At 60.6% G+C, this 20,498-nt stretch carries 16 protein-coding genes; 1 reads left to right on the forward strand and 15 read right to left on the reverse strand.

The genetic code is table 11. The features are described 5' to 3' along the window. Positions 1–621: 621 nt before the first annotated feature. The 6 genes from PspS04_RS13985 to PspS04_RS14010 all read right to left on the reverse strand — a co-directional run bounded on the left by PspS04_RS13985 (position 622) and on the right by PspS04_RS14010 (position 6,883). Positions 622–1,443 carry an HpcH/HpaI aldolase/citrate lyase family protein gene (locus tag PspS04_RS13985; protein WP_159995980.1) on the reverse strand — a complete coding sequence of 274 codons (822 nt, stop codon included), beginning with the start codon at positions 1,441–1,443 and terminating at the stop codon, positions 622–624. Between the two features lie 13 nt (positions 1,444–1,456). Further along, a complete protein-coding gene (locus tag PspS04_RS13990; RefSeq protein ID WP_159995982.1) occupies positions 1,457–2,671 on the reverse strand; it encodes a CaiB/BaiF CoA transferase family protein in 1,215 nt (404 codons plus the stop codon). 11 nt (positions 2,672–2,682) lie between these two features. Continuing rightward, positions 2,683–3,843: an acyl-CoA dehydrogenase family protein gene (locus tag PspS04_RS13995; RefSeq protein WP_159995984.1), complete on the reverse strand. Its 1,161-nt coding sequence runs from the start codon at positions 3,841–3,843 to the stop codon at positions 2,683–2,685. 48 nt (positions 3,844–3,891) lie between these two features. Beyond that, complete coding sequence (locus PspS04_RS14000) at positions 3,892–4,719, reverse strand: FAS1-like dehydratase domain-containing protein (protein ID WP_159998824.1); 828 nt, start codon at positions 4,717–4,719, stop codon at positions 3,892–3,894. Positions 4,720–4,850: 131 nt separating this feature from the next. Beyond that, complete coding sequence (locus PspS04_RS14005) at positions 4,851–5,714, reverse strand: MBL fold metallo-hydrolase (RefSeq protein WP_159995986.1); 864 nt, start codon at positions 5,712–5,714, stop codon at positions 4,851–4,853. 53 nt (positions 5,715–5,767) lie between these two features. Beyond that, a complete protein-coding gene (locus tag PspS04_RS14010) occupies positions 5,768–6,883 on the reverse strand; it encodes a CaiB/BaiF CoA transferase family protein (RefSeq protein ID WP_159995988.1) in 1,116 nt (371 codons plus the stop codon). 192 nt (positions 6,884–7,075) lie between these two features. Here PspS04_RS14010 and PspS04_RS14015 point away from each other — a divergent pair, with 192 nt between their 5' ends. Beyond that, positions 7,076–8,788, forward strand: a complete 1,713-nt coding sequence (locus tag PspS04_RS14015; protein WP_095170078.1) for a hypothetical protein — start codon at positions 7,076–7,078, stop codon at positions 8,786–8,788. Positions 8,789–10,032: 1,244 nt separating this feature from the next. Here the strand turns inward: PspS04_RS14015 and PspS04_RS14020 are convergent. The 9 genes from PspS04_RS14020 to PspS04_RS14060 all read right to left on the reverse strand — a co-directional run bounded on the left by PspS04_RS14020 (position 10,033) and on the right by PspS04_RS14060 (position 20,473). Continuing rightward, complete coding sequence (locus PspS04_RS14020) at positions 10,033–11,220, reverse strand: lipid-transfer protein (protein WP_159995990.1); 1,188 nt, start codon at positions 11,218–11,220, stop codon at positions 10,033–10,035. A gap of 85 nt (positions 11,221–11,305) precedes the next feature. After that, complete coding sequence (locus PspS04_RS14025; protein ID WP_159995992.1) at positions 11,306–12,673, reverse strand: DUF1329 domain-containing protein; 1,368 nt, start codon at positions 12,671–12,673, stop codon at positions 11,306–11,308. Between the two features lie 25 nt (positions 12,674–12,698). Then, a complete protein-coding gene (locus tag PspS04_RS14030; protein ID WP_159995994.1) occupies positions 12,699–14,519 on the reverse strand; it encodes a DUF1302 domain-containing protein in 1,821 nt (606 codons plus the stop codon). 88 nt (positions 14,520–14,607) lie between these two features. Further along, positions 14,608–16,170 (reverse strand): long-chain-fatty-acid--CoA ligase, encoded by a 1,563-nt coding sequence (locus PspS04_RS14035; RefSeq protein WP_159995996.1) that lies wholly within the window; start codon positions 16,168–16,170, stop codon positions 14,608–14,610. Positions 16,171–16,242: 72 nt separating this feature from the next. After that, on the reverse strand, positions 16,243–17,385 hold the full coding sequence (locus PspS04_RS14040) for an acyl-CoA dehydrogenase family protein (RefSeq protein ID WP_159995998.1): 1,143 nt from the start codon (positions 17,383–17,385) through the stop codon (positions 16,243–16,245). Between the two features lie 97 nt (positions 17,386–17,482). Continuing rightward, on the reverse strand, positions 17,483–18,316 hold the full coding sequence (locus tag PspS04_RS14045; protein WP_095170072.1) for an SDR family NAD(P)-dependent oxidoreductase: 834 nt from the start codon (positions 18,314–18,316) through the stop codon (positions 17,483–17,485). A 33-nt stretch (positions 18,317–18,349) separates the two neighbouring features. Further along, positions 18,350–18,784 (reverse strand): MaoC family dehydratase, encoded by a 435-nt coding sequence (locus PspS04_RS14050; protein WP_095170071.1) that lies wholly within the window; start codon positions 18,782–18,784, stop codon positions 18,350–18,352. Between the two features lie 10 nt (positions 18,785–18,794). Further along, positions 18,795–19,232, reverse strand: coding sequence for a MaoC family dehydratase N-terminal domain-containing protein (locus PspS04_RS14055; protein WP_159996000.1), 438 nt, complete (start codon positions 19,230–19,232; stop codon positions 18,795–18,797). 56 nt (positions 19,233–19,288) lie between these two features. Continuing rightward, on the reverse strand, positions 19,289–20,473 hold the full coding sequence (locus PspS04_RS14060; protein ID WP_095170069.1) for a lipid-transfer protein: 1,185 nt from the start codon (positions 20,471–20,473) through the stop codon (positions 19,289–19,291). Positions 20,474–20,498 lie beyond the last annotated feature (25 nt).

Genomic DNA, 20,498 nt, shown 5'->3' on the forward strand with positions numbered 1-20,498 from the left:
TCAGGCTCGGCGCCATGACCGCCACAGAACGGCAACACACGCTGGACGTTGCGGATGGCAAAGGCGGATTTACGTCCCAGGATGGTTGAACCCGTAACCACGGCGATCCAGGGCAATCGTAAGACCCCGGGAGTTTTTCATTGCGTACACAACAGAACACCCAGGCCGACGGCTAAGCACGTAAGCGCCATAAACCAATTCATAACCTGGCAGGTAAAGCAGCCACAGCTGGAACTGACGAGCGCCCAACAGCGCGAAACTATCCAACGTGGTGCTGATGAAAGTACTGAGATCGTCGTTGGTCAAGGTAGCGGATCATCACCAGGAACGTGGTGCACAAGAGGCATTGGGATTGCCAGTGACATCGCAAGGCAGCAAGCTGGACCTGGGGGGCTGATTAGAAGGTAGTGCCTGTCTTCAAATCTGACCTCCAGAGCCCCTGGGCTCCCCACACGATACTTCGCATAATGTATATTATGTTAAATGAAGTATATGTTCATCGCACACCACTTCGCAAACCGTCATACAACTCCACAAATCTGCGGACGATTTCCCTCACGCCGATCCTCAACCGACCTAGCCACCCACGCGACCAGATCGGCGTTACTCAACACAACCCCGTTAACCGTGACAAGCCCTCGCCAATAACATTCGCGCTCTACCCAGCACCGGCGCATCGACCATTGCTCCATCAACCTTGAACGCTGCCTCACCAGACTCAGCCGCGCTGACCACGCGTTGCGCCCATGCCATTTCTTCAGCACTGGGTGCCAGCGCTGCATGCACCACCGGTACCTGGCGCGGATGAATGCACAAGGCGCCAGCCATGCCCATGTCGCCGCCACGGCGCATGAACTCGGCCAGTCCGCTGTCGTCCTCGAAGGCTGGATAGACGCTGTCCATTGGCGGTTGCAGGTGGTTCACCCGCGAATGCAGCAACAGCGCAAAACGGGTCTGGTCGAACACGGTTTCAGCGCCTGGGCTGCCAGGTTTCAAACCCAGGTCAAGCGCGAGATCGAGCGCCCCGAACGTCAATCGCTGCACGCCGGCACACGATGCAATGGCGCCTATTGAAAGCACGCCCAGAGCGCTCTCGATGATCGGCCAAACAAGTTTCCCGCTACTTGCAACGTGGTGCACCTGGGCTGCTGATTCGGCCTTTGGCAGCACAATTGCGATCACTCCCGGCTGCTGGCGACAGAGCTCCAGGTCAGCTTCATGTTCAGCGGTTCCCGCCGCATTGATCCGTAGCAGAACGCGGGCATCCGGCTGCTGCTGGAAGAAAGCCGCCAGATGCTCACGGGCCGATGCTTTATCCGCCTGAGCCACCGCATCTTCGAAATCGACAATCACCACGTCGGCACCACTGGCCAACGCCTTGGCAAAACGCTCAGGACGGTTGCCCGGCACAAACAGCGCCGAGCGCACCAACAGACTGGACATATATACGCCTCCCTCAACCGTTCTGGACAATGCCTGCTTCACTCAGGTGTTGAATGTCTACTGCGCTGTAACCCAGCTCGGCGAGGACGGCGCCGCTGTGCTCTCCCAGCCCCGGTACCGCCGCCATGCGCGGTGCAAATGCGTTGCTGTTAGCCGGCGGCAACAGCGTCGGCAGGTTGCCTACCGGGCTGGCGACTTCTGTCCAGCGGCCTCGTGCCTTGAGCTGCGGATGCTCCCAGACACCCGACATATCGTTGACCTGGGCGTTGGCGATTTGCGCGGCATCCAGTCTTTCGATAATGGTCGCGGCGTCCAGCTGTGCGAAGACATCGACGATGATCGCGCGCAAGGCCTGGCGGTTGTCCGAGCGTTTGAAATTGGCGCTGAAGCGTTCGTCGTCGCGCAGCTCGGGACGTTGAAGTACTCGTTCGCAGAATTGCCCCCATTCGCGCTCGTTTTGCAGGCCGATCATCACCGTACCGCCGTCGCCTGACGGGAACGGTCCATAGGGATAAATCGTCGCGTGGGACGCGCCTGTGCGCTGCGGCGGCGTGGCGTCTTCGAAGGCGTAGTACAGCGGGAAGCCCATCCATTCCACCAGGCTTTCCAACATCGAAATCTCGACACGACTGCCCTGCCCGGTCCTGCCCCGCAGCAGCAGTGCCGAGAGAATGCCGCTGTAGGCGTACATGCCGGCAGAAATGTCGGCAATCGAGCAACCCGCCTTGGCCATGCCCTCCTCTGCGGCGTTACCGGTCACGGAGAGAAAGCCGCTTTCGCTCTGGATCAGCAGGTCGTAGGCCTTCTTGTCCTGGTAGGTGCCGCCTTCGCCATAGCCGGAAATGTCGCAGACAATCAGTTGCGGGTAGTCCTTGTGCAGTGCCTCGAACGACAAGCCCATACGCGCGGCGGCGCCCGGTGCAAGGTTCTGTACCAGCACGTCCGCTTGCTGCAAGAGTTGCTCGAGAATGACTTGGGCTTCCTGCTGTTTGAGATCAAGCGCGAGGCTTTCCTTCGAGCGATTGGTCCAGACGAAATGCGAGGCCATGCCGCGCACGCGTTGGTCATAGCCACGGGCGAAGTCGCCGCTGCCAGGACGCTCGACCTTGATCACCCGTGCGCCGAGATCCGCCAGTTGCCGCGTGCAGAATGGCGCGGCGATCGCGTGTTCCAGGCTGACAACGGTAATGCCATCGAGAGGGCGTAGATTCAGGGTCTTATCAGTCATGAATTGGGCCCTCAAAAGCTGCGCGGCAGTTCGAGCAGGTGCTCGGCGACGTAGGACAGGATCAGGTTGGTCGAGATCGGCGCGACCTGGTACAGGCGCGTTTCGCGGAATTTGCGCTCCACGTCGTACTCGCAGGCGAAACCGAAACCGCCGTGGGTTTGCAGGCACGCATTGGCGGCTTCCCATGAAGCCTTCGCGGCCAGGTACTTGGCCATGTTGGCGCTGGCGCCAGCGTTGATCCCGCTGTCGTACTCTTCACAGGCGCGCCAGCGCATCAGGTCGGCCGCTTCGATTTCGATATGGGCCTCGGCAATTGGAAATTGCACGCCCTGGTTCTGCCCGATGGGACGGCCGAACACCACGCGGTCGCGGGCATAAGCGCTGGCCTTCTCGACGAACCAGCGACCGTCGCCGATGCACTCGGCCGCGATCAGGGTGCGCTCGGCGTTCAGGCCGTCGAGGATGTATTTGAAGCCCTTGCCCTCCTCCCCGATCAGGCTGTCGGCAGGAATCTGGAGGTTGTCGAAGAACAACTCGTTGGTCTCGTGGTTGACCATGTTGGCGATCGGCTGCACGGTCAGGCCGTTGCCGATGGCTTCACGCAGGTCGACCAGGAAAATCGACATGCCCTCGGACTTTTTCTTCACCTGCGCCAGCGGCGTAGTGCGCGCCAGCAGGATCATCAGGTCGGAATGCTGGATGCGTGAGATCCACACCTTTTGCCCGTTGATCACATACTTGTCGCCCTTGCGCACGGCGCTGGTCTTGATTTTGGTGGTGTCGGTCCCGGTGGTAGGCTCGGTGACGCCCATCGATTGCAGGCGCAGTTCGCCGCTGGCGAGTTTCGGCAGGTAATAGCTTTTCTGCGCCTCGCTGCCGTTTCGCAACAGGGTGAACATGTTGTACATCTGCCCGTGCACAGTGCCGGAGTTACCACCGCAACGGTTGACTTCCTCGAGGATCACCGAGGCTTCGGCAAGGCCCAGGCCCGAGCCGCCGTATTGCACCGGGATCATCGCCGCCAGCCAACCGGCCTTGGTCAATGCCTCGACGAAGTCTTCCGGGAAGCCTTTTTGCTCGTCGATTCCACGCCAGTAGGCGGCATCGAATTCAGCGCACAACGCACGCACACCTTCTCGGATCGCATTGAGTTCATCACTGTGGGGATTCATCGATTTTCCTCGGTTCTTGTTAGGGGGTTGCCAGGCAAAAGCAACCCATCAGTCGAAAGTCAGTTCGGCGCGTTGGGCGATTCCGGCCTCGTTGCCGGCCCACAGTTCAGCTTTGCCGGGCGCGTAGAGACGCCCGCCAACGATGAAGGGTTGCGGCGAAATCAGCGGTCGGATGCCGCGATATTCAAAGCGACGGATATTTGCCTGCGGATTGGCCCGGCAAAAGGCGCGCAGGTTGAGTGTGGCGATCAGAGGTCCTTGCACCACCAGGCTGGGGTAGCCTTCGGTTTCGGTGACATAAGGCCAGTCGTAGTGGATGCGATGGCCGTTGAACGTCACGGCGCTGTAGCGAAACAACAAGGTCGGCGTGGGCGTGACCGACTCCTGCCAACCCGCCAGGGGCAACGCTTCGCCACTGTCGAGTTTGGGTGGGGTCGGATCGCGGTAGACAATGTCCTGCTCCTCGCGAATCGCCAGCTGCCCGTCCTGCATGTAGTCATGACGCAGGGTTGCGAACAGCAGCGAGCCGCTGCGTCCGGTCTTTTCCTCGACCTTCAATACGGTCGTGATACGGGTGGCTTCAGCGCCGACGCGCAGTGGTTGCACAAACTCCACGCGTCCGCCCGCCCACATCCGGTTGCGATTCTGCGCAGGCGGCAGGATTCCACCCCGGGCCGGATGGCCGTCGTCACCAAGACCAGCCTCATCTACCGCAGGTTGAAAGAATGCCCAATGCCACAGCGCCGGCAATGCTTGGCCCACAGCAGGAGGTTTTTCGCCCAACGTTGCAGCGATGCGCTTGACCAGGCTGGCGCTCAGATGCTCAGTTGTCTGTTCGCTGCGCCCGATCAAGGCGGCATAGGGGGAGTCGGTCATGGAGTTCATGCACAAAAATCCTGTCAGGGCGCGTATGCCCTATGCTCGGATGTTCGTGCGTCGCGCAGAACTCCCCTGCTCGGGGGGGTACGACAAGCCGTCGTTGAAACGGCTACGGGATAGACGGGTACTCAGCTTTCGAATTGGCTGAGCGTGCAATACAGGTCGAAGGCCAGGTAACGCGACTGCCTGTCGCGCATGACCTTGGCCATCGCCACGTCCGGATCGCGACTGAAAAAAATCCGCCCACGCTGGCTGACGAGGTGATCGAGCAAGCGCTCTTTCTCGCCGATCAGGCATTCGGGGTTGCGGTCATAGCCGCTAGTGACCGCCAGTTCCAACCAATGGCTACCGGGGATCAAGTCACCCGCGAACAGCACCGGCCCACCCGGCATAGCGATTTCCGGCAGCAGTTGCCCGGGGGTGAAACCATCACTGAGATGAAACTGCCAGCCACTGCCAAGCAGGTCACTGTCGACGCCATTGAGCAACGTCAGGCGAGCGCTGTCTTCCAGTCGGTGAAGCAGTGGCGAGATGAACAGTGCGCGGTCTCGAGGATGTGGCCGACGGGCACGCTCCCAATGACGCTCACCCACCAGGTAGCGGGCGTTCGGGAACAACAGTCGCGGTATGTCGCCGTCCTCGATGGCGCTCAGCAACTGGGACGATAGCCGGGCGTGCAGGTGAACCAACACCACGACATCGATATCGGCCTCGCCCAAGCCATGCTGGGCCAGCGAATCGAGCAGGCCCTTGGGGTGTTGTTGGCAGCGACACGTTCTGGGTAACGGTGCCAGCAGCGCTTCACTGCCAGCCAGCACCAGAATGTTGTTGCCGTTCTCTTGCACCAGCAAGGCACGTGAGGCGAGGCGGATCTGGTTGTCGTGGTCGGGGCGGACCCAGTCGGCCCAGCGCGAGCGCGGAGTATTGCCGAACATTACCCCGCCATCGAGCCTGCGCCCCGGGCCGTCCAATGCGCAAATGCGACGGTTCATTGAGTGTTGTACCTTGCGTGAGGACGTCGATCGAGACTTCTTTGCACCAATGCTTACGAGCGCCAGACAGCCGCGAGGTCGTCGCCCTCAAGGCCGGCCATGACCTGGGCCGTGTGCGCGCCGCGAGTCGGAATCGCCCCCGGTGTCGCGACCTGGCCATCGAAGCGCGGCGCAGGGCTGGCTTGCAGCATGCCGTCGCGCTCGAAGTACACGCCCCGCTCCACCATGTGTGGATGCTGCGCGGCTTCACGTGGGCTCAACACCGGGGCAAAGCACACATCGCTGCCCTCGAGCAGGTCACACCAGTGGGCGCGTGGCTGGCTGGCAAATGTCTCGGCCAGCAACCCGCGTAGTTCGTCCCAACGTTTCACATCCCACTGCTTGGCGAAGCGCGGATCATCCTGCAGGCCGAGTTTTTGCAGCAACAGCGCGTAGAACTGCGGCTCCATCGAGCCCAGCGCGACATATTGGTCGTCGGCGCAGCGATAAGTGGCATAGAAGTGCGAGCCATCGTGAACGCTCTTGCCGCGCTGCTCCTGGAGCAAGCCACGACGCGACAGCGACATCATCAACTGCATCATGTGCGCCGAGCCATCGACGATGGCGGCATCGACCACCGTGCCCTTGCCGGTCTGCCGGGCGTTGAGGACTCCGGCCAATACACCGACCGCCAGGTACAGCGCGCCGCCGCCGATGTCACCGATCAGGGTGATCGGCGATGAAGGCGCTTCTCCAGCGGTACCGCTGTGGTACAGCGCACCGGACAACGCGATGTAGTTGTTATCGTGACCGGCGGCGCTGGCCATCGGGCCGTTCTGGCCCCAGCCGGTCATGCGCCCATAAACCAGCCGTGGGTTGCGCGCCTGGCACTCTTGCGGACCAAGGCCAAGACGTTCCATGACGCCGGGGCGCATGCCCTCGATCAAAACGTCAGCGCTCTCGATAAGTTTCAGCACCGCTGCGCGCCCTTCAGGGCTTTTCAGGTCAGCCACCACCGAGCGCTTGCCACGGTTCAGCGGGTTGGCCGGCGCGTTGGCTTCGCCAGTGATCGAGACGGATTCCGCACGCTCGACAGCGATCACCTCCGCGCCCAGATCGGCCAGGTGCATGGCACAGAACGGCCCCGGGCCGATGCCACAGATTTCTACGACTTTGATACCTGACAGCATGTTTTTTCCTTATTTGTCGGGACCTGACAACCGGGCATCGAACGCCCGTGATTGGCCAATAACGTCACCAATACGCTAACAGAGCCCCCCTATCGAACATCCCCCCCGGCATGGGTGGCTACAGGTACAAGTAGGCGTCGCTACTCTCGGCCTTCCTCCGCTGGCAATAACAACAAGACAAAGGAAGACGACATGTTTGCTCTACGTTCTCATTGGGCGCTTCTGGCCACCTGCATGACTGTCCCGGTATTGGCAATGGCCGGCCAGAGCGCGCCGGTCAACCCGTATCTGGCACAGTCCTACAACAACCAGACACACTGGAACGACGGCGCCTCGGACAGCACCGATATTGCCGTACCACGCGGCACCTTCAAGATCACGCCGGACGCCTACCGCGTATTGCCCAATGAATCGGCGAGCCTGATGCAGTACACCGACAAGGTTGGCGACACTGACCTGTACTGGTTCTGGGCCGGTTTTTCGCTGCGCAAGGTGAAGATCGAGGACGACTTCAAACTCACTGAAGTGGCCCGCGTCGACCTGCCGGTCAAACTGCCCAACTACCAGCCGATCACCCCGCAACAGCGCTTGCAGCAGGCCGCCGAGACCCGCAAGTTCCTTGAAGCCAAGGACGAAAAGGGCTTGCTCGACTACATGAGCGCGCAACCCAACCGCATGCTGACCGCCACCGCCGATCAACTCCTCGGTGGGGCCATCTACTCATTGCTGACCCGCGAGGACGCGTTTATCGGCGCCAGCGCCCGTCGGGTATTCCGCATCGACCAGAATGACCACAAAGACCCGCAGTCGGGCATGAAGCTCACCCAGGAAGTGCAACTGCCCGACGCCTTGTTCGATAACGAGAAGACCAAGCGCGGGATGAATATCCCGGTGGACACGACTTTCGGCATGGGCATGACGCCGAACGGCTTCCTGGTGGTCAACACCATGGGCGGCACCGTAGCCACCCTTGATCGCACCACCCTGAAACTGATCGACAGCTACCGCGTGGAAGGTAGCGACGAGCTGTTCCTCAACTCCTTCGCCACCGGCCCGGAAGTCGATGGTGGCGCGGTTTACGTGGCGTCCAACCAGAACATGTATCGCCTGGTGGTCGACAAACAGGGCAAGATCCACGCCGACGAAGCCAGCGGTGCGTGGAAAGCGCCTTACGAGCGCGGACCGCGCTTCACTTCGATCAAGATCGCCGACGGCACCGGCGCCACCCCTACCCTGATGGGTTACGGCCCGGATGAAGATAAGCTGGTGGTGTTCACCGACGGCGCGAAAAAGATGAACCTGGTCGCCATGTGGCGCGACCAGATCCCGGCTGGCTGGAAGCAAAAACCCGGCACCTCGTCGCCGCGCGTTGCCGATCAGCGTGAAGTCGACCTGGGGGCAGACATTACTACCGTGCAATCGGAACAATCGGTCGCGGTGTACGACGGCCACGCCTTTGTGGTCAACAACATTCCGGCCGTGGAAAAACCGGTGCTGTCCAAGTCCGGCTACTACGTGACCATGCTCAACGGCATGACCCGTCCGGCGCCAAGTGGCGTGGCCATGTTCAAGTGGGACAACGCCAAGGACCAGTGGAGTACTCTGTGGACGCGTAACGATGTCGGCTCGATTTCGATCGTGCCAATGATCAGCGGTGGCAGCCGCATGGCGTTGATCAACGGCTTCTACTCTGACCGCCTGGGCGAAGGCTTCCACCTCGGCATGGACCTCGATACCGGCAAGACCGTCCTGGAAATCGCCACCGGCAGCGACCCGATCTTCAACGGCATGTACGCGCCACTGAAAGTCGATAAACAAGGCCGGATCATGTACGGCATGGCCTTCGGCATGGTGTTGATGGACACCAACCGCATGCAGAAAGTCGACCAGGTTGCCAAACAGTAGGCGCGAGCCTGCTCGCGAAAAACGCCAACGATGACGCGTATTCCCTGGGTATACGCGCGCATTTGAGAGCATCGTCAAGTACGCCGGCCTTCGTTGAAGGCCGGCGTTTTCTATGACTGCTACATCGATGTTGGCTGTGCCGACCTCATCGCGGGCAAGCGGAGCGCCGCCCGGCCCGCTCCCACAGTGGTTCTGGGTGTTCGCACATTTTGGGTACACCCACTCAACCTGTGGGAGCTGGCTTGCCAGCAATAGCGGTATGTCAGGCACTATCGATGTTGAATTGACCGGCCTCATCGCTAGCAGGCTAGCTGCTCTCACAGTGGTTCTGGGTGTTCACAGATTTTGGGTACACCCACTCAACCTGTGGGAGCTGGCCTGCCAGCGATAGCGGTATGTCAGGCACCATCGAAGTTGGCTTTGCCGGCCCCATCGCGGGCAAGCCCGCTCCCACAGTGGTTCTGGGTGTTCACAGATTCTGGGTACACCCACTCAACCTGTGGGAGCTGGCTTGCCAGCAATAGCGGTATGTCAGGCACTATCGATGTTGAATTGACCGGCCTCATCGCTAGCAGGCTAGCTGCTCTCACAGTGGTTCTGGGTGTTCACAGATTTTGGGTACACCCACTCAACCTGTGGGAGCTGGCCTGCCAGCGATAGCGGTATGTCAGGCACCATCGAAGTTGGCTTTGCCGGCCCCATCGCGGGCAAGCCCGCTCCCACAGTGGTTCTGGGTGTTCACAGATTCTGGGTACACCCACTCAACCTGTGGGAGCTGGCTTGCCAGCAATAGCGGTATGTCAGGCACTATCGATGTTGAATTGACCGGCGCTATCGCTAGCAGGCTAGCTGCTCCCACAGTGGTTCTGGGTGTTCGCGGATGTTGGGTACACCCACTCAACCTGTGGGAGCTGGCTTGCCAGCGATAGCGGTATGTCAGGCACTATCGAAGTTGGCTTTGCCGGCCCCATCGCGGGCAAGCCCGCTCTCACAGTGGTTCTGGGTGTTCGCAGATTTTGGGTACACCCACTCAACCTGTGGGAGCTGGCTTGCCAGCGATAGCGGTATGTCAGGCACTATCGATGTTGAATTGACCGGCCTCATCGCTAGCAGGCTAGCTCCCACCAATGGCAGTACCCGCTGCAAAATGGCCAATAAAAAACCGGGCACTAGGCCTAATGCCCGGCAAAAAGGACAACGCTCAGTCGCCGGCGCACTCCTTCAAGAATGCCCCGGCGGACAAATCAAGCGCGACCGTACAGCGTCACAACACAAGCACCACCCAACCCAAGGTTGTGCGCCAAAGCGACATTCACACCTTCGACCTGGCGTTTGTCCGCATGACCGCGCAACTGCTGGGTCAATTCATAGCATTGCGCCAGGCCAGTCGCACCCAGCGGATGCCCCTTGGACAGCAGCCCTCCAGACGGGTTGGTAACCACCTGGCCGCCGTAAGTGTTGGCGCCAGCGAGCACAAACTTCTCGGCGCCGCCGACATCGCACAGGCCCAGGGATTCGTAGGTCAGCAGCTCGTTGTGGGCGAAGCAGTCATGCATCTCGGCAACACGGATATCCAGCGGATCCACGCCGGACTTCTCGTACACTTCCTTGGCCGCTCGTTGCGCCATGTCGAAACCCACTACCTCGATCATCGATCGCGATTCAAAGCACACCGGCTTGTCGGTGGTCATCGACTGGGCAAGGATCACCACGTCAGTGCGCAGGTTGTGTTTCTTGGCAAAGGCTTCGCTGCAGATGATTGCCGCCGCCGCACCGCAAGTCGGTGGGCAGGCCATCAGGCGGGTCATCACACCCGGCCACATCACCATGTCGTTCATCACGTCTTCAGTGGTCACCACTTTGCGGAACAGCGCCAGCGGGTTGTTGGCGGCATGGCGACTGGCCTTGGCGCGAATTGCCGCAAAGGTGCTCATTTGCGTGCCGTACTTTTGCATGTGCTCGCGCCCGGCGCCGCCGAACATCCGCAGGGCACTGGGGATTTCCACGTCAGCGGTCAGCTCATCGATGACCGACTGGGTCATGTGAGTGGTCGCTCGTGGGCGATCGTCCCAATTGCCTTTCAGGGCGCCGGGTTGCATCTGCTCGAAGCCAAATGCCAGGGCACATTCGACTGCACCGCTTTCCACTGCCTGCCGTGCGAGGAACAAGGCGCTGGAGCCGGTGGCGCAGTTGTTGTTGACGTTGATTACCGGGATGCCACTCATACCTACTTCATAGAGGGCGGCCTGGCCACTGGTGGAATCGCCGTAAACGTAACCCGCATAGGCTTGCTGGACCAATCGGTAATCCACACCGGCATCCTGCAGGGCAAGGCGAATCGCCTGCGAGCCCATTTCAATGTAAGTACCGCTGGTACCGGGTTTGACAAACGGGATCATGCCAACGCCGACAACATAAGGTTTTTGCGACATTACTCTTCTCCAGATTCAGTGAAAGTGACTCAGGGGGCAGTCGTTCGCCCTCTTGCGAGGACGAACAGCGATGGGCCTGAATGGCTTAGCGGATGCCGGCGTTGCGCAGTGCTGCCGGGGTGAAGTCGTTCATGGACGGCTGGTAGGCGTAGTCGGGACCGCGCTTGTTCTCGTTGCCCAGGTTCGACACCAGGTACCGACCGGCCAGCAAGTCATAGACGCCCATCGCGGCGTACACCGCGACGCCCTGCTTGTAATCGTTGACCAGATACCCTTCGCTCACACGCCACAGCGCACCACGACCGTCGTACTGGTCGATTTCCACTGCCGCCCAAGTGTCTTCGTCGAAGTACATGCGACGCTTGGCGTAAATGTGGCGCTGGCCTGGCTTGAGGGTGCCCTCCACTTCCCAAACGCGATGCAGCTCATAGCGGGTCAGGTCCTGGTTGATGTGGCCGGGCTTGACGATGTCCGCATACTTCAACTTTGGCGATTGCAGCAGGTAGTTGTTGTAGGGCACGTAGATTTCTTTCTTGCCAATCAGCTTCCAGTCGTAGCGATCCGGCGCACCGTTGTACATGTCGGCGTTATCGGCCACGCGCATGCCATCCGCCGCAGTCCCCGGACCGTCATAGGCCACTTGCGGCGCACGCCGCACGCGACGTTGGCCGGCGTTGTAGGCCCAGGCCATGCGCGGTTCCTTGATCTGGTCGAGGGTTTCATGGATCAGCAGCACGCCACCGGCCAGACGCGACGGCGCGGTTACGGTTTGCTTGGTGTAGAACAGGATGTTGGCACTGTCCTCGGGCTTGGCGTCGCTCATTTTCCACGGCAGCCCCGTGGCAAACTCAATTTGCACCGGGGTGTAGTCACCGTTGACCTGTGGCGTGGCCTGCATCTGACGACTGATGTAGTTGTTGCCGCGAGAACGGGTCAAGTGGTTCCACACCACCTCAAGGCCAGTCTTGGGAATCGGGAAGGCGTAATAGTGGGACTGCTCGAAGTTCTTCAACGAGTAGCCATCGTTGGTCGACTCGGTGGTCACCGCGCTTTTCTTCGCCGCGTCGTACACCTCTTGCGGCGCCGAGGCGGTGCGCTGGGTTTTGTACACCGGAATCTTGTAGGTGTCGGGATAGCGCTGGAACATCGCCTGTTGCCCGGCCGTCAGCTTGTCCTTGTACTGCGCGGCGTTGGCGGCGGTGATCACGAACTGCGGTTTTTCCCCTTCGAAGGGGTTGCCGAGAAAGTCATTGGTCATCGGCGCGGCGTCGGGCTTCAGGCCACCGGTCCAGGCGGGAATGGTGCCGCTGGCATTGCCGGCTTTCTCGCCGCCAAGGGGAGTCAGTGTGGTGCCCAATTGTGCGGCTTCCTGTGGGGAAACGGCCGCCATGACGCTGGAAGCGATCAGGCTGAGGGTCAAGGTGCAGGCTTTCATCAGAGTGCTGGATTGCATTTTTATTATCTCCGTCTGATCAGTGTCAGAAGTTCACGCCGAAGCTGAGGGCGACATAGTCGCGATCAGTGTTGGTATTCCACTTTCCGCCGAAGTAATCGGTGTAACTGAGGCTTGCGGTGTAGGTGTTCAAGTAGTCGGCATCGAGCCCGAGGCTGATGGCCTTGTTGCCCTCCTCGAAGTTGGGCCCTACGCCGTCGACGTCATGGGACCAGGCCAGGTTGGGCGAGAGGTTGATACCGGCAATCACGTTGGGGTAGTCCAGCTTGCCGCGCAGGCGATAGCCCCACGAGTCGCTGGTGTAGAACCCATGGCTGTTGCATTCCTGCTGCGGGTTGCTTGGGCGGGTGGCGCCGGGCTGACCTGGCACCGGCGTGTTCTGCCCGACGCAGACAGCCTGGTTGACCAGTTGCCCGGCGCCGAACACGGTGCTACGGCCAAAACGCTCTTCAGTACCATCACTGGCGCCCAGGCCATTGATGTGGTTGTAGCCCACCTCGCCTACCAGCGTCAGGCGCGAGGAACCCAGGATCTGGTCGAAGAATTGCGTAGCGCTCATCTGCGCTTGCAACACGGGCATGCGCTTGTAGCCGTCGACGCTGGCCCCGGCGACATTGGAGGACTGGCCACTGATGAACAGCGGCGAAGACGCGTTGCCCACGGCCGCCAGGTTGATGTCGGCGCCGTTGAGGTTCAGCGGCATGTTGGGTCGGAAACTCACCTCGCCCCCCAGCGAAGTTCCCATTACGTTGGTCGCGAAGCTCAGGCCATACAGGCGCACATCCTCGGGATAGACCACGTTGTAGCTAGCGCTGCGAATCGCCGCTACCGCGTTGGCACTGCTGGTGGCGCGGGTGAAACTCAGGCTGGGATTGCGGCTGTGGTAGTTCATGACATAGGCACCGAACTCGGTGTCGTTCAGTTCGGCGGCAAACCAGCGCAGGGCCAGGCCGAACTGGCCGCTGTCGCGGGCATCCTGGGTCTTGGTGCGCGCAATGTAGGCATCGTCGAACAGTCCAGGTGCGCCGGTGTTGTTGGCCACACCGGGCGGCAGATCGAGGCCAGCCAGCACGGCGCGGTCATTACAGCCTTCAGGCGTCACATCATTGCCGAAAAAGGTGCCGCAGTTGTCGATCACCGAGGGCGCCCATTCGATCTGGTAGAAGGCTTCGGCGGTAACGTTCTCAGTCAGTCCCTGGGATACATAGAGCATGTTCACCGGGATCAAGCCTTCCTTGACCTCGGCCCCCGGGCGGCGCAAAGCAGCGACGTCGATCGGGTTGATGCTGTTGATCGAGTTGCCGATGAAGGTACTTTCGCCCCAACTCACCACCTGCTTGCCCAGGCGCACGTTGCCCTGCAAATCGTCGAGGGTGTAGTTGTGATAGACAAAGCTGTCGAGAAACATCGCCCCCGACGACTTGGCGGCACGCTGGCGGCCATGATCGTCGATGTCATAGAACGGACGGCTCTCGTCCATCAGCTCAAAGTCATACCAGTACTTGCCACGCACGAAGGCGCCGCTGTCGCCATATTTCAGTTCCAGGTCATGCACACCCTTGAAGATCTTCGAGAAGGTCTCGCCCTTCTTGAAGTTCAAGCGATTGTCATCGTTGGTGCGCGCTGACGCGTTGCCCCTGGTGCCTTGCGAATTAAAGTTGGAAATGAAATCGGGGTCAGGTCCGCGAACGGCCCAACTGGCGCCAACGGACAGTGACGAGTCGAAGCTGCCCTCGATCTCACCGATACTGAAATCCTTGGCAAAGGCCTCTGGGGCAATGGTTGCAGCGACGGCGACAGCCAGCAGGTGTGGATAGCAAACTCCACGCATTTTCGAAATGCTCATGCGTTTTCTCCGGTGCATTGGCGTAGGGAGATCTAGCCACCTACTAGCGGGCGGCTTTTATTGAGGTGTTGTAGGTAGCGAGAGTCGATCAGGCGATGCCGCGCTGCCGGTTATCCCAGAACGGCTTGCGTAGCTCGGTCTTGAGCACCTTGCCAACACTGGTCAGCGGCAACGTCTCGCGGAACTCGACGCTGCGCGGCACCTTGTAGCCAGCGATCCGCTCGCGGCAGTGGGCGATGATCTGTTCCTGGCTGGCGTGGACACCGGGCTTGAGAATGATCACCGCATGCACCGTCTCGCCCCACTTGGTGCTCGGAATTCCGATTACCGCGCTTTGCGCCACAGCAGGATGACTGCCGATGGCTGCTTCAACTTCACCGCAGTAAACGTTCTCGCCGCCGCTGACCACCATGTCCTTGAGACGGTCGCAGACGTAGATGAAACCGTCCTCGTCCATGTAGCCGCCGTCACCGGTGTGCATCCAGCCGCCACGCAACGCTTCGGCGGTGGCTTCGGGTTTCTTCCAGTAACCGAGCATCACGTTCGGGCCACGCACGATGATTTCGCCGACCGTACCGCGCGGCACTTCGTTGTCGTTGGTATCGACGATGCGGATTTCTACACAGAGCACTGGCAGGCCCGCCGAATACATCTTGCCGCTGGCCTGGTGCTCGGCGCTGTGGTACTCGGTGTCGAGGATCGCGGCGGCCGGTGACAATTCGGTCATGCCGTAGCCCTGGGAGAATTCAGCACCGGTGAACACTTTGCAGGCGCGGTCAAGCAAGGCCGGGGTGATCGTCGACGCCCCATAGACGATGCGTTTCAAGGAACTGACATCAAGTGCCTGGCCGTGCTCCTGGTGCCAGTCCAGCAGCATTTGAATCATCGTCGGTGCCAGCAGGATTTCATCGGCTTTCTCGCGCTCGATGGCTTGCAGAACCCCCTGCGCAGAGAACGTCTGCAGCACCGCGTGGGTGCCTCCAGAGATGAACAGTGCTGACATCGCCGCAAAATCGGCGAGGTGGAACATCGGCATCGCGTGCAGGAAAACTGCGCCTTTTTGGCAGCGTCCCATCGTCAGGGAGTTCAACGCCGAGAATGCGACGTTGTTATGGCTGAGCATCACACCCTTGGGATCGCCCGTGGTGCCGCCGGTGTAGAAAATACCGAGCAAGGCGTCACCGCTGCGGCGGGCATCTTCCACCGGCTCGCTGATCTCGATCAGCGTTTCATAGTTGAGCATTCCTGCCGGGGTCTCGCCGTCACCGGCGTAGATCACCACGCGCACGGTTTTCGCTTGTGCCTGCACCTGGGCGCCCAGGGTTTTGTGGTGATCGTCGACGATCAGCACGCTGGTTTCCGAGTCGTCCAGCGAGTAGATGATCTCCGCTGCACTCCAGCGAAAGTTCACCGGGTTGACCACGGCATCAGCCCACGGCACAGCCTGGTAATACTCGATGAACCGTTGCGAGTTGAACGACAGCATCGCCACGCGATCGCCGCTGGCGACCCCCAGGCCTTTGAGCGCACTGGCCAGGCGCACCACGCGGTCACCAAACTCGGCGTAGGTTATGCTGCGGCCCTGGGAGCGGATCGCCACGGCATTGGGACGTTGCTGCAGATGACGGTGCAGCCCTTGAGTGATGTACATGAAAACTCCAAATTGCTTTTTTATTATTCAATCGATTTGGAAATGTCGACGCCTGGTACGCTGGCTCGCCGGTTACAGCGACCGCGCAACGACTTCGCGCTGAATCTCGTTGGAACCGCCGTAAATGCGCGCCACCCGGGCATCGGCCCACATGCGGCCAATCGGGTATTCGTTCATGTAGCCGTAGCCGCCGAACAGCTGCAGACAGCGGTCGAGCACCTCGCCCTGGCGTTCCGTCAGCCAGAACTTGCCCATCGAGGCCAGCGTGGTATCGAGGGTGCCGTCGATCCAGCGTTGGATGATCAGGTCGACAAAGGTCCGTGACGCGAGCACGGTTGCTTTCACATCGGCCAACACGAAGCGGCTGTTCTGGAATTCGATCACCGGTTTGCCGAACGCCTTGCGCTCCTTGGTGTACTCCACGGTCAGGCGCAGCGCGCGCTCCATCACCGCTACGGCGCCGACACCGATTTGCGCCCGCTCGTACGGCAGCTGGCTCATCAGGGTGTAGAACCCCTGCCCCTCCACTTCACCGAGCAGGCAGTCAGCCGGCACTTGGACGTCGTCGAAGAACATTTCCGAGGTGTCCTGGGCGTGCATGCCGACTTTGCTCAGCAGTTTGCCGCGACGGAAACCCGGGGTATTGGTATCGACCATGAACAGCGAAACGCCTTTGGCGCCCTGGCTGATGTCGGTCTTGGCGATCACCAGCACCATGTCACTGGTCTGGCCGTTACTGATGAAGGTCTTGGCGCCGTTGATCACGTACTTGTCGCCCTGCTTCACCGCACGGGTACGCACCGATTGCAGGTCGGAACCGGCACCGGGTTCGGTCATGGCGATGGCACAGATGATTTCGCCGGAACCGATCTTCGGCAGCCAATGCTTCTTCTGCGCTTCGGTGCCGGACTCAAGGATGTAGTGCGCGACGATATGGCTCAGGCCCAGTCCCAGGCCGCTGCCATTGGCGTTCATGGCGTTGATCACGCACACGTAGTGGCCGATGCTGCCACCGGCGCCGCCGTACTCTTCTGATACATCAGGCAGGATCAAGCCCAGCTCGCCAGCCTTGAGCCAGGCAGAGCGATCGGCATGGTGCTGCTCACGCCATTTCAGCTCATTGGGCTCCATGTATTCCTTGGCGAAGCGCAGGACCATGTCATTGAACGGTTGCAGGTCTTCGGTCATCCAGGGTGAGCGATAGTTTTCCAACATTAAAGATTCCTCGGGTTCTGGGGCCTGTCGACCGACGAGGGTCAACAGGCGCAACAACGCATTGGCCCTGCGTTTCAGGGCAGAAACCGCAACGACCTTAGAAGTTGGAACCTGGACCGCCGCCGCAATAGATGACCTGGCCGGAACAGAAGTTGGATTCCGGCAGGCAGAACATCACCACCGCACCCGCGGCTTCTTCTGGCTTGCCCACACGGCCCAACGGGATGGTGGCAGCGACGCCATCAAGGCGTGCCTGTTGCACGCCGACCTTGATTTCGCGACCTTCGATGTTCACGGTCTTGCTGTCATCACCGGCCAGGGCCTGGGTCAAGCGAGTGTCGATCAGGCCGAAAGCCACGGCGTTGACGTTGACCTTCAGACGGCCCCATTCCTTGGACAGGGTCTTGGTCAGGCCCAGGATCCCCGACTTGCCCGAGGAATAGTTGGACTGGCCGACGTTGCCGCCAGCGGCGCCGGAGGAAATGTTCACCACTTTGCGCAGTACTTCGCGGCCTTCTGCGGCCTCTTTCTTGGCCAGGGCACTGATCACGGGCTGCGCGGCACGCAGGATGCGGAATGGCGCGGTCAGGTGGCAGTCGATGACCGCGTACCATTGCTCGTCGCTCATCTTCTGGATCACGTTGTCCCAGGTGAAACCGGCGTTGTTGATGATGATGTCGATCGCGCCATAGTTCTTGACGGCGGTCTGCACGAAACGATCGGCAAAATCAGCGGCGGTCACGCTACCGACGCAAGCCACGGCTTCACCGCCGGCGGCACGGATCTCGCTAACCACGGCCTCAGCCGGCTCGGCGTCCAGGTCGTTGACCACGATCTTGGCGCCGTAGGCTGCCAGCTGCAGGGCGACTTCACGACCGATGCCACGACCGGAACCGGTCACCAGAGCTACTTTGCCTTCAAGCTTTTTCATTGTTGTTTTTCCTGTGAAATAAAAGTTTTGGGGTTAGGCCAGGGCCACGACGGCTTCGCCAGCCAGCTTTTCTTCGCCGTACTGGTTGGCGCAACGAATCGCCAGGCGCACGCGTTTCTCACCGTGTTCTTCGAACTTTTCGGTGATGGTTCCGGTACAGGTCGGGATATGCCCCAGTTGGGTGATGCCGGTAAAACGGATCGACAGGCTGCGCACTTGTTGCTGCGGCACCCATTGGGTCAACAGGCGACCGAGGTAGGCGGCGGACAACATGCCGTGGGCAAACACGTCGGGCATGCGTGACTTGCGGGCGAAATCGATGTCGATGTGGATCGGGTTGTGGTCGCCCGAAGCACCGCAGTACAGCGCCAGGGTGGTGCGGTTGACCGGTTGCAGCTTCAACAACGGGATCTCATCGCCGACCTGGATATCGGAGAACTGCGCGTGGGTGGTGTTGGAGAGCGTCATCGAGATTTCCTCAGCGCTGTACGAGGGACGAGCGGACATCGGCGATATGCACGTCGTCCTGGTTGGTCACACGCGATTCCATGACCACGAATTGCAGGGCCCCGCCCTTTTTCTCGTAGACATCGGTGATGGCGGCATCGAACGTCAGCACGTCACCGGCGTAGGCCATGGCGTGATAGACGAAGGATTGTTCGGCGTGCAGGATCCGGCCGAGGTCGAAATCGACCAGTTTCAGGAACGTGGTCAAGTCACGACCTTCACCTTCCAGGCACTTGAGAAACGTCGGTGGCACCGGCAGGGTTTTGTGGCCAGCGGCAACAGCAGCCGCTTCGTTGGTGTAGACCGGGTCGGTCTCGCCGATTGCCTTGGCGAAGAAGCGCAAACGGCCCTTCTCCACATCGACGCTGAATTTATCGAGCTTGTGCCCGATCAGACTCTTGTCTGCCATTTGCCTCACTCCTCTTGTTGTTATGCGTGCCGGTCCAGGCACGCGCTTGGAAAGACTCAGTTGCGCCCGTACATCGTGACTACGCAGGCGCCGCCCAGGCCGAGGTTGTGTTGCAGGGCGATGTTCAGGCCTTCGACCTGGCGCTTGTCGGCGGTGCCGCGCAGTTGCTGGGTCAGCTCGTAGCACTGGGCCAGACCGGTGGCGCCCAATGGGTGGCCCTTGGAAAGCAGGCCGCCGGACGGATTGGTCACCACCTGACCGCCGTAGGTGTTGTCACCATCGAGTACGAACTGCTCGCCACCGCCGACACCGCACAAGCCCAGGCCTTCGTAGGTGAGCAATTCGTTGTGGGCGAAGCAGTCGTGCAGTTCTACCGCGCGAACGTCCTGCGGACCGACGCCCGCCTGCTCGTAGACCAATTGCGCGGCGCGCTGGGTCATGTGGAAACCGGCGTAGGCAATCATCGACGGCGGATCGAACGACTCGACCGGGTCGGTGACCATCGATTGGGCAAGAATCACCACGTCACTGCGCAGGCCATGCTTCTTGGCGAAGGCTGGCGAACAGATAATTGCAGCCGCCGCACCGCAAGTCGGCGGGCAAGCCATCAGGCGAGTCATCACACCCGGCCACAGCACCTGGTCGTTCATCACGTCCTCGGTGGTCAGGACGTTCTTGAACAGTGCCAGTGGGTTGTTCGCAGCGTGGCGGCTGGCCTTGGCGCGGATGGCGGCGAAGGTTTCCATGCGGGTGCCGTACTTCTGCATGTGTTCGCGACCAGCACCGCCGAAGGTTTTCAGCGCGCGCGGCAGGTCGACGTCGCGGGTCAGGCCTTCCATCACGTGAACCACACTGGCGCGGGTCTGCGGACGGTCATCCCAATGCGACTTGAGGGCGCCGGCCTGCATCTGCTCGAAACCCAGCGCCAGCACACACTCGGCCTGGCCGCTCTGCACTGCGGCGCGGGCCAGGTACAAGGCGGTGGAACCAGTGGAGCAGTTGTTGTTGACGTTGACGATCGGGATGCCCGTGCGGCCGACTTCGTAGAGGGCGGTCTGCCCGCAAGTGGAGTCGCCGTAGACATAGCCGGTGAACGCCATTTGCACCTTGTCGTAGCCGATGCCGGCGTCCTTCAGCGCGAGGCGTACAGCTTCGGCGCCCATGTCGGTGTAACTGGGGCTTTTGCCCGGCTTGGAGAAGGGAATCATCCCGACCCCGGCGACGACGACTTTTTCACTCATGGATGAATTTCCTTAGGCATACACG

It is taken from the genome of Pseudomonas sp. S04 (genome assembly GCF_009834545.1).
GTDB lineage: Bacteria > Pseudomonadota > Gammaproteobacteria > Pseudomonadales > Pseudomonadaceae > Aquipseudomonas.

What these genes read in the sequence shown, in the direction of transcription:
- PspS04_RS14050 (WP_095170071.1), bottom strand. Translation starts at nt 18,784, where the DNA reads ATGACGCTCTCCAACACCACCCACGCGCAGTTCTCCGATATCCAGGTC.
- PspS04_RS14020 (WP_159995990.1), bottom strand. Translation starts at nt 11,220, where the DNA reads ATGTCGCAAAAACCTTATGTTGTCGGCGTTGGCATGATCCCGTTTGTC.
- PspS04_RS14005 (WP_159995986.1), bottom strand. Translation starts at nt 5,714, where the DNA reads ATGAACCGTCGCATTTGCGCATTGGACGGCCCGGGGCGCAGGCTCGAT.
- PspS04_RS14040 (WP_159995998.1), bottom strand. Translation starts at nt 17,385, where the DNA reads ATGTTGGAAAACTATCGCTCACCCTGGATGACCGAAGACCTGCAACCG.
- PspS04_RS14055 (WP_159996000.1), bottom strand. Translation starts at nt 19,232, where the DNA reads ATGGCAGACAAGAGTCTGATCGGGCACAAGCTCGATAAATTCAGCGTC.
- PspS04_RS14035 (WP_159995996.1), bottom strand. Translation starts at nt 16,170, where the DNA reads ATGTACATCACTCAAGGGCTGCACCGTCATCTGCAGCAACGTCCCAAT.
- PspS04_RS13990 (WP_159995982.1), bottom strand. Translation starts at nt 2,671, where the DNA reads ATGACTGATAAGACCCTGAATCTACGCCCTCTCGATGGCATTACCGTT.
- PspS04_RS14025 (WP_159995992.1), bottom strand. Translation starts at nt 12,673, where the DNA reads ATGCAATCCAGCACTCTGATGAAAGCCTGCACCTTGACCCTCAGCCTG.
- PspS04_RS14000 (WP_159998824.1), bottom strand. Translation starts at nt 4,719, where the DNA reads ATGACCGACTCCCCCTATGCCGCCTTGATCGGGCGCAGCGAACAGACA.
- PspS04_RS14030 (WP_159995994.1), bottom strand. Translation starts at nt 14,519, where the DNA reads ATGAGCATTTCGAAAATGCGTGGAGTTTGCTATCCACACCTGCTGGCT.
- PspS04_RS14060 (WP_095170069.1), bottom strand. Translation starts at nt 20,473, where the DNA reads ATGAGTGAAAAAGTCGTCGTCGCCGGGGTCGGGATGATTCCCTTCTCC.
- PspS04_RS14010 (WP_159995988.1), bottom strand. Translation starts at nt 6,883, where the DNA reads ATGCTGTCAGGTATCAAAGTCGTAGAAATCTGTGGCATCGGCCCGGGG.
- PspS04_RS13995 (WP_159995984.1), bottom strand. Translation starts at nt 3,843, where the DNA reads ATGAATCCCCACAGTGATGAACTCAATGCGATCCGAGAAGGTGTGCGT.
- PspS04_RS13985 (WP_159995980.1), bottom strand. Translation starts at nt 1,443, where the DNA reads ATGTCCAGTCTGTTGGTGCGCTCGGCGCTGTTTGTGCCGGGCAACCGT.
- PspS04_RS14015 (WP_095170078.1), top strand. Translation starts at nt 7,076, where the DNA reads ATGTTTGCTCTACGTTCTCATTGGGCGCTTCTGGCCACCTGCATGACT.
- PspS04_RS14045 (WP_095170072.1), bottom strand. Translation starts at nt 18,316, where the DNA reads ATGAAAAAGCTTGAAGGCAAAGTAGCTCTGGTGACCGGTTCCGGTCGT.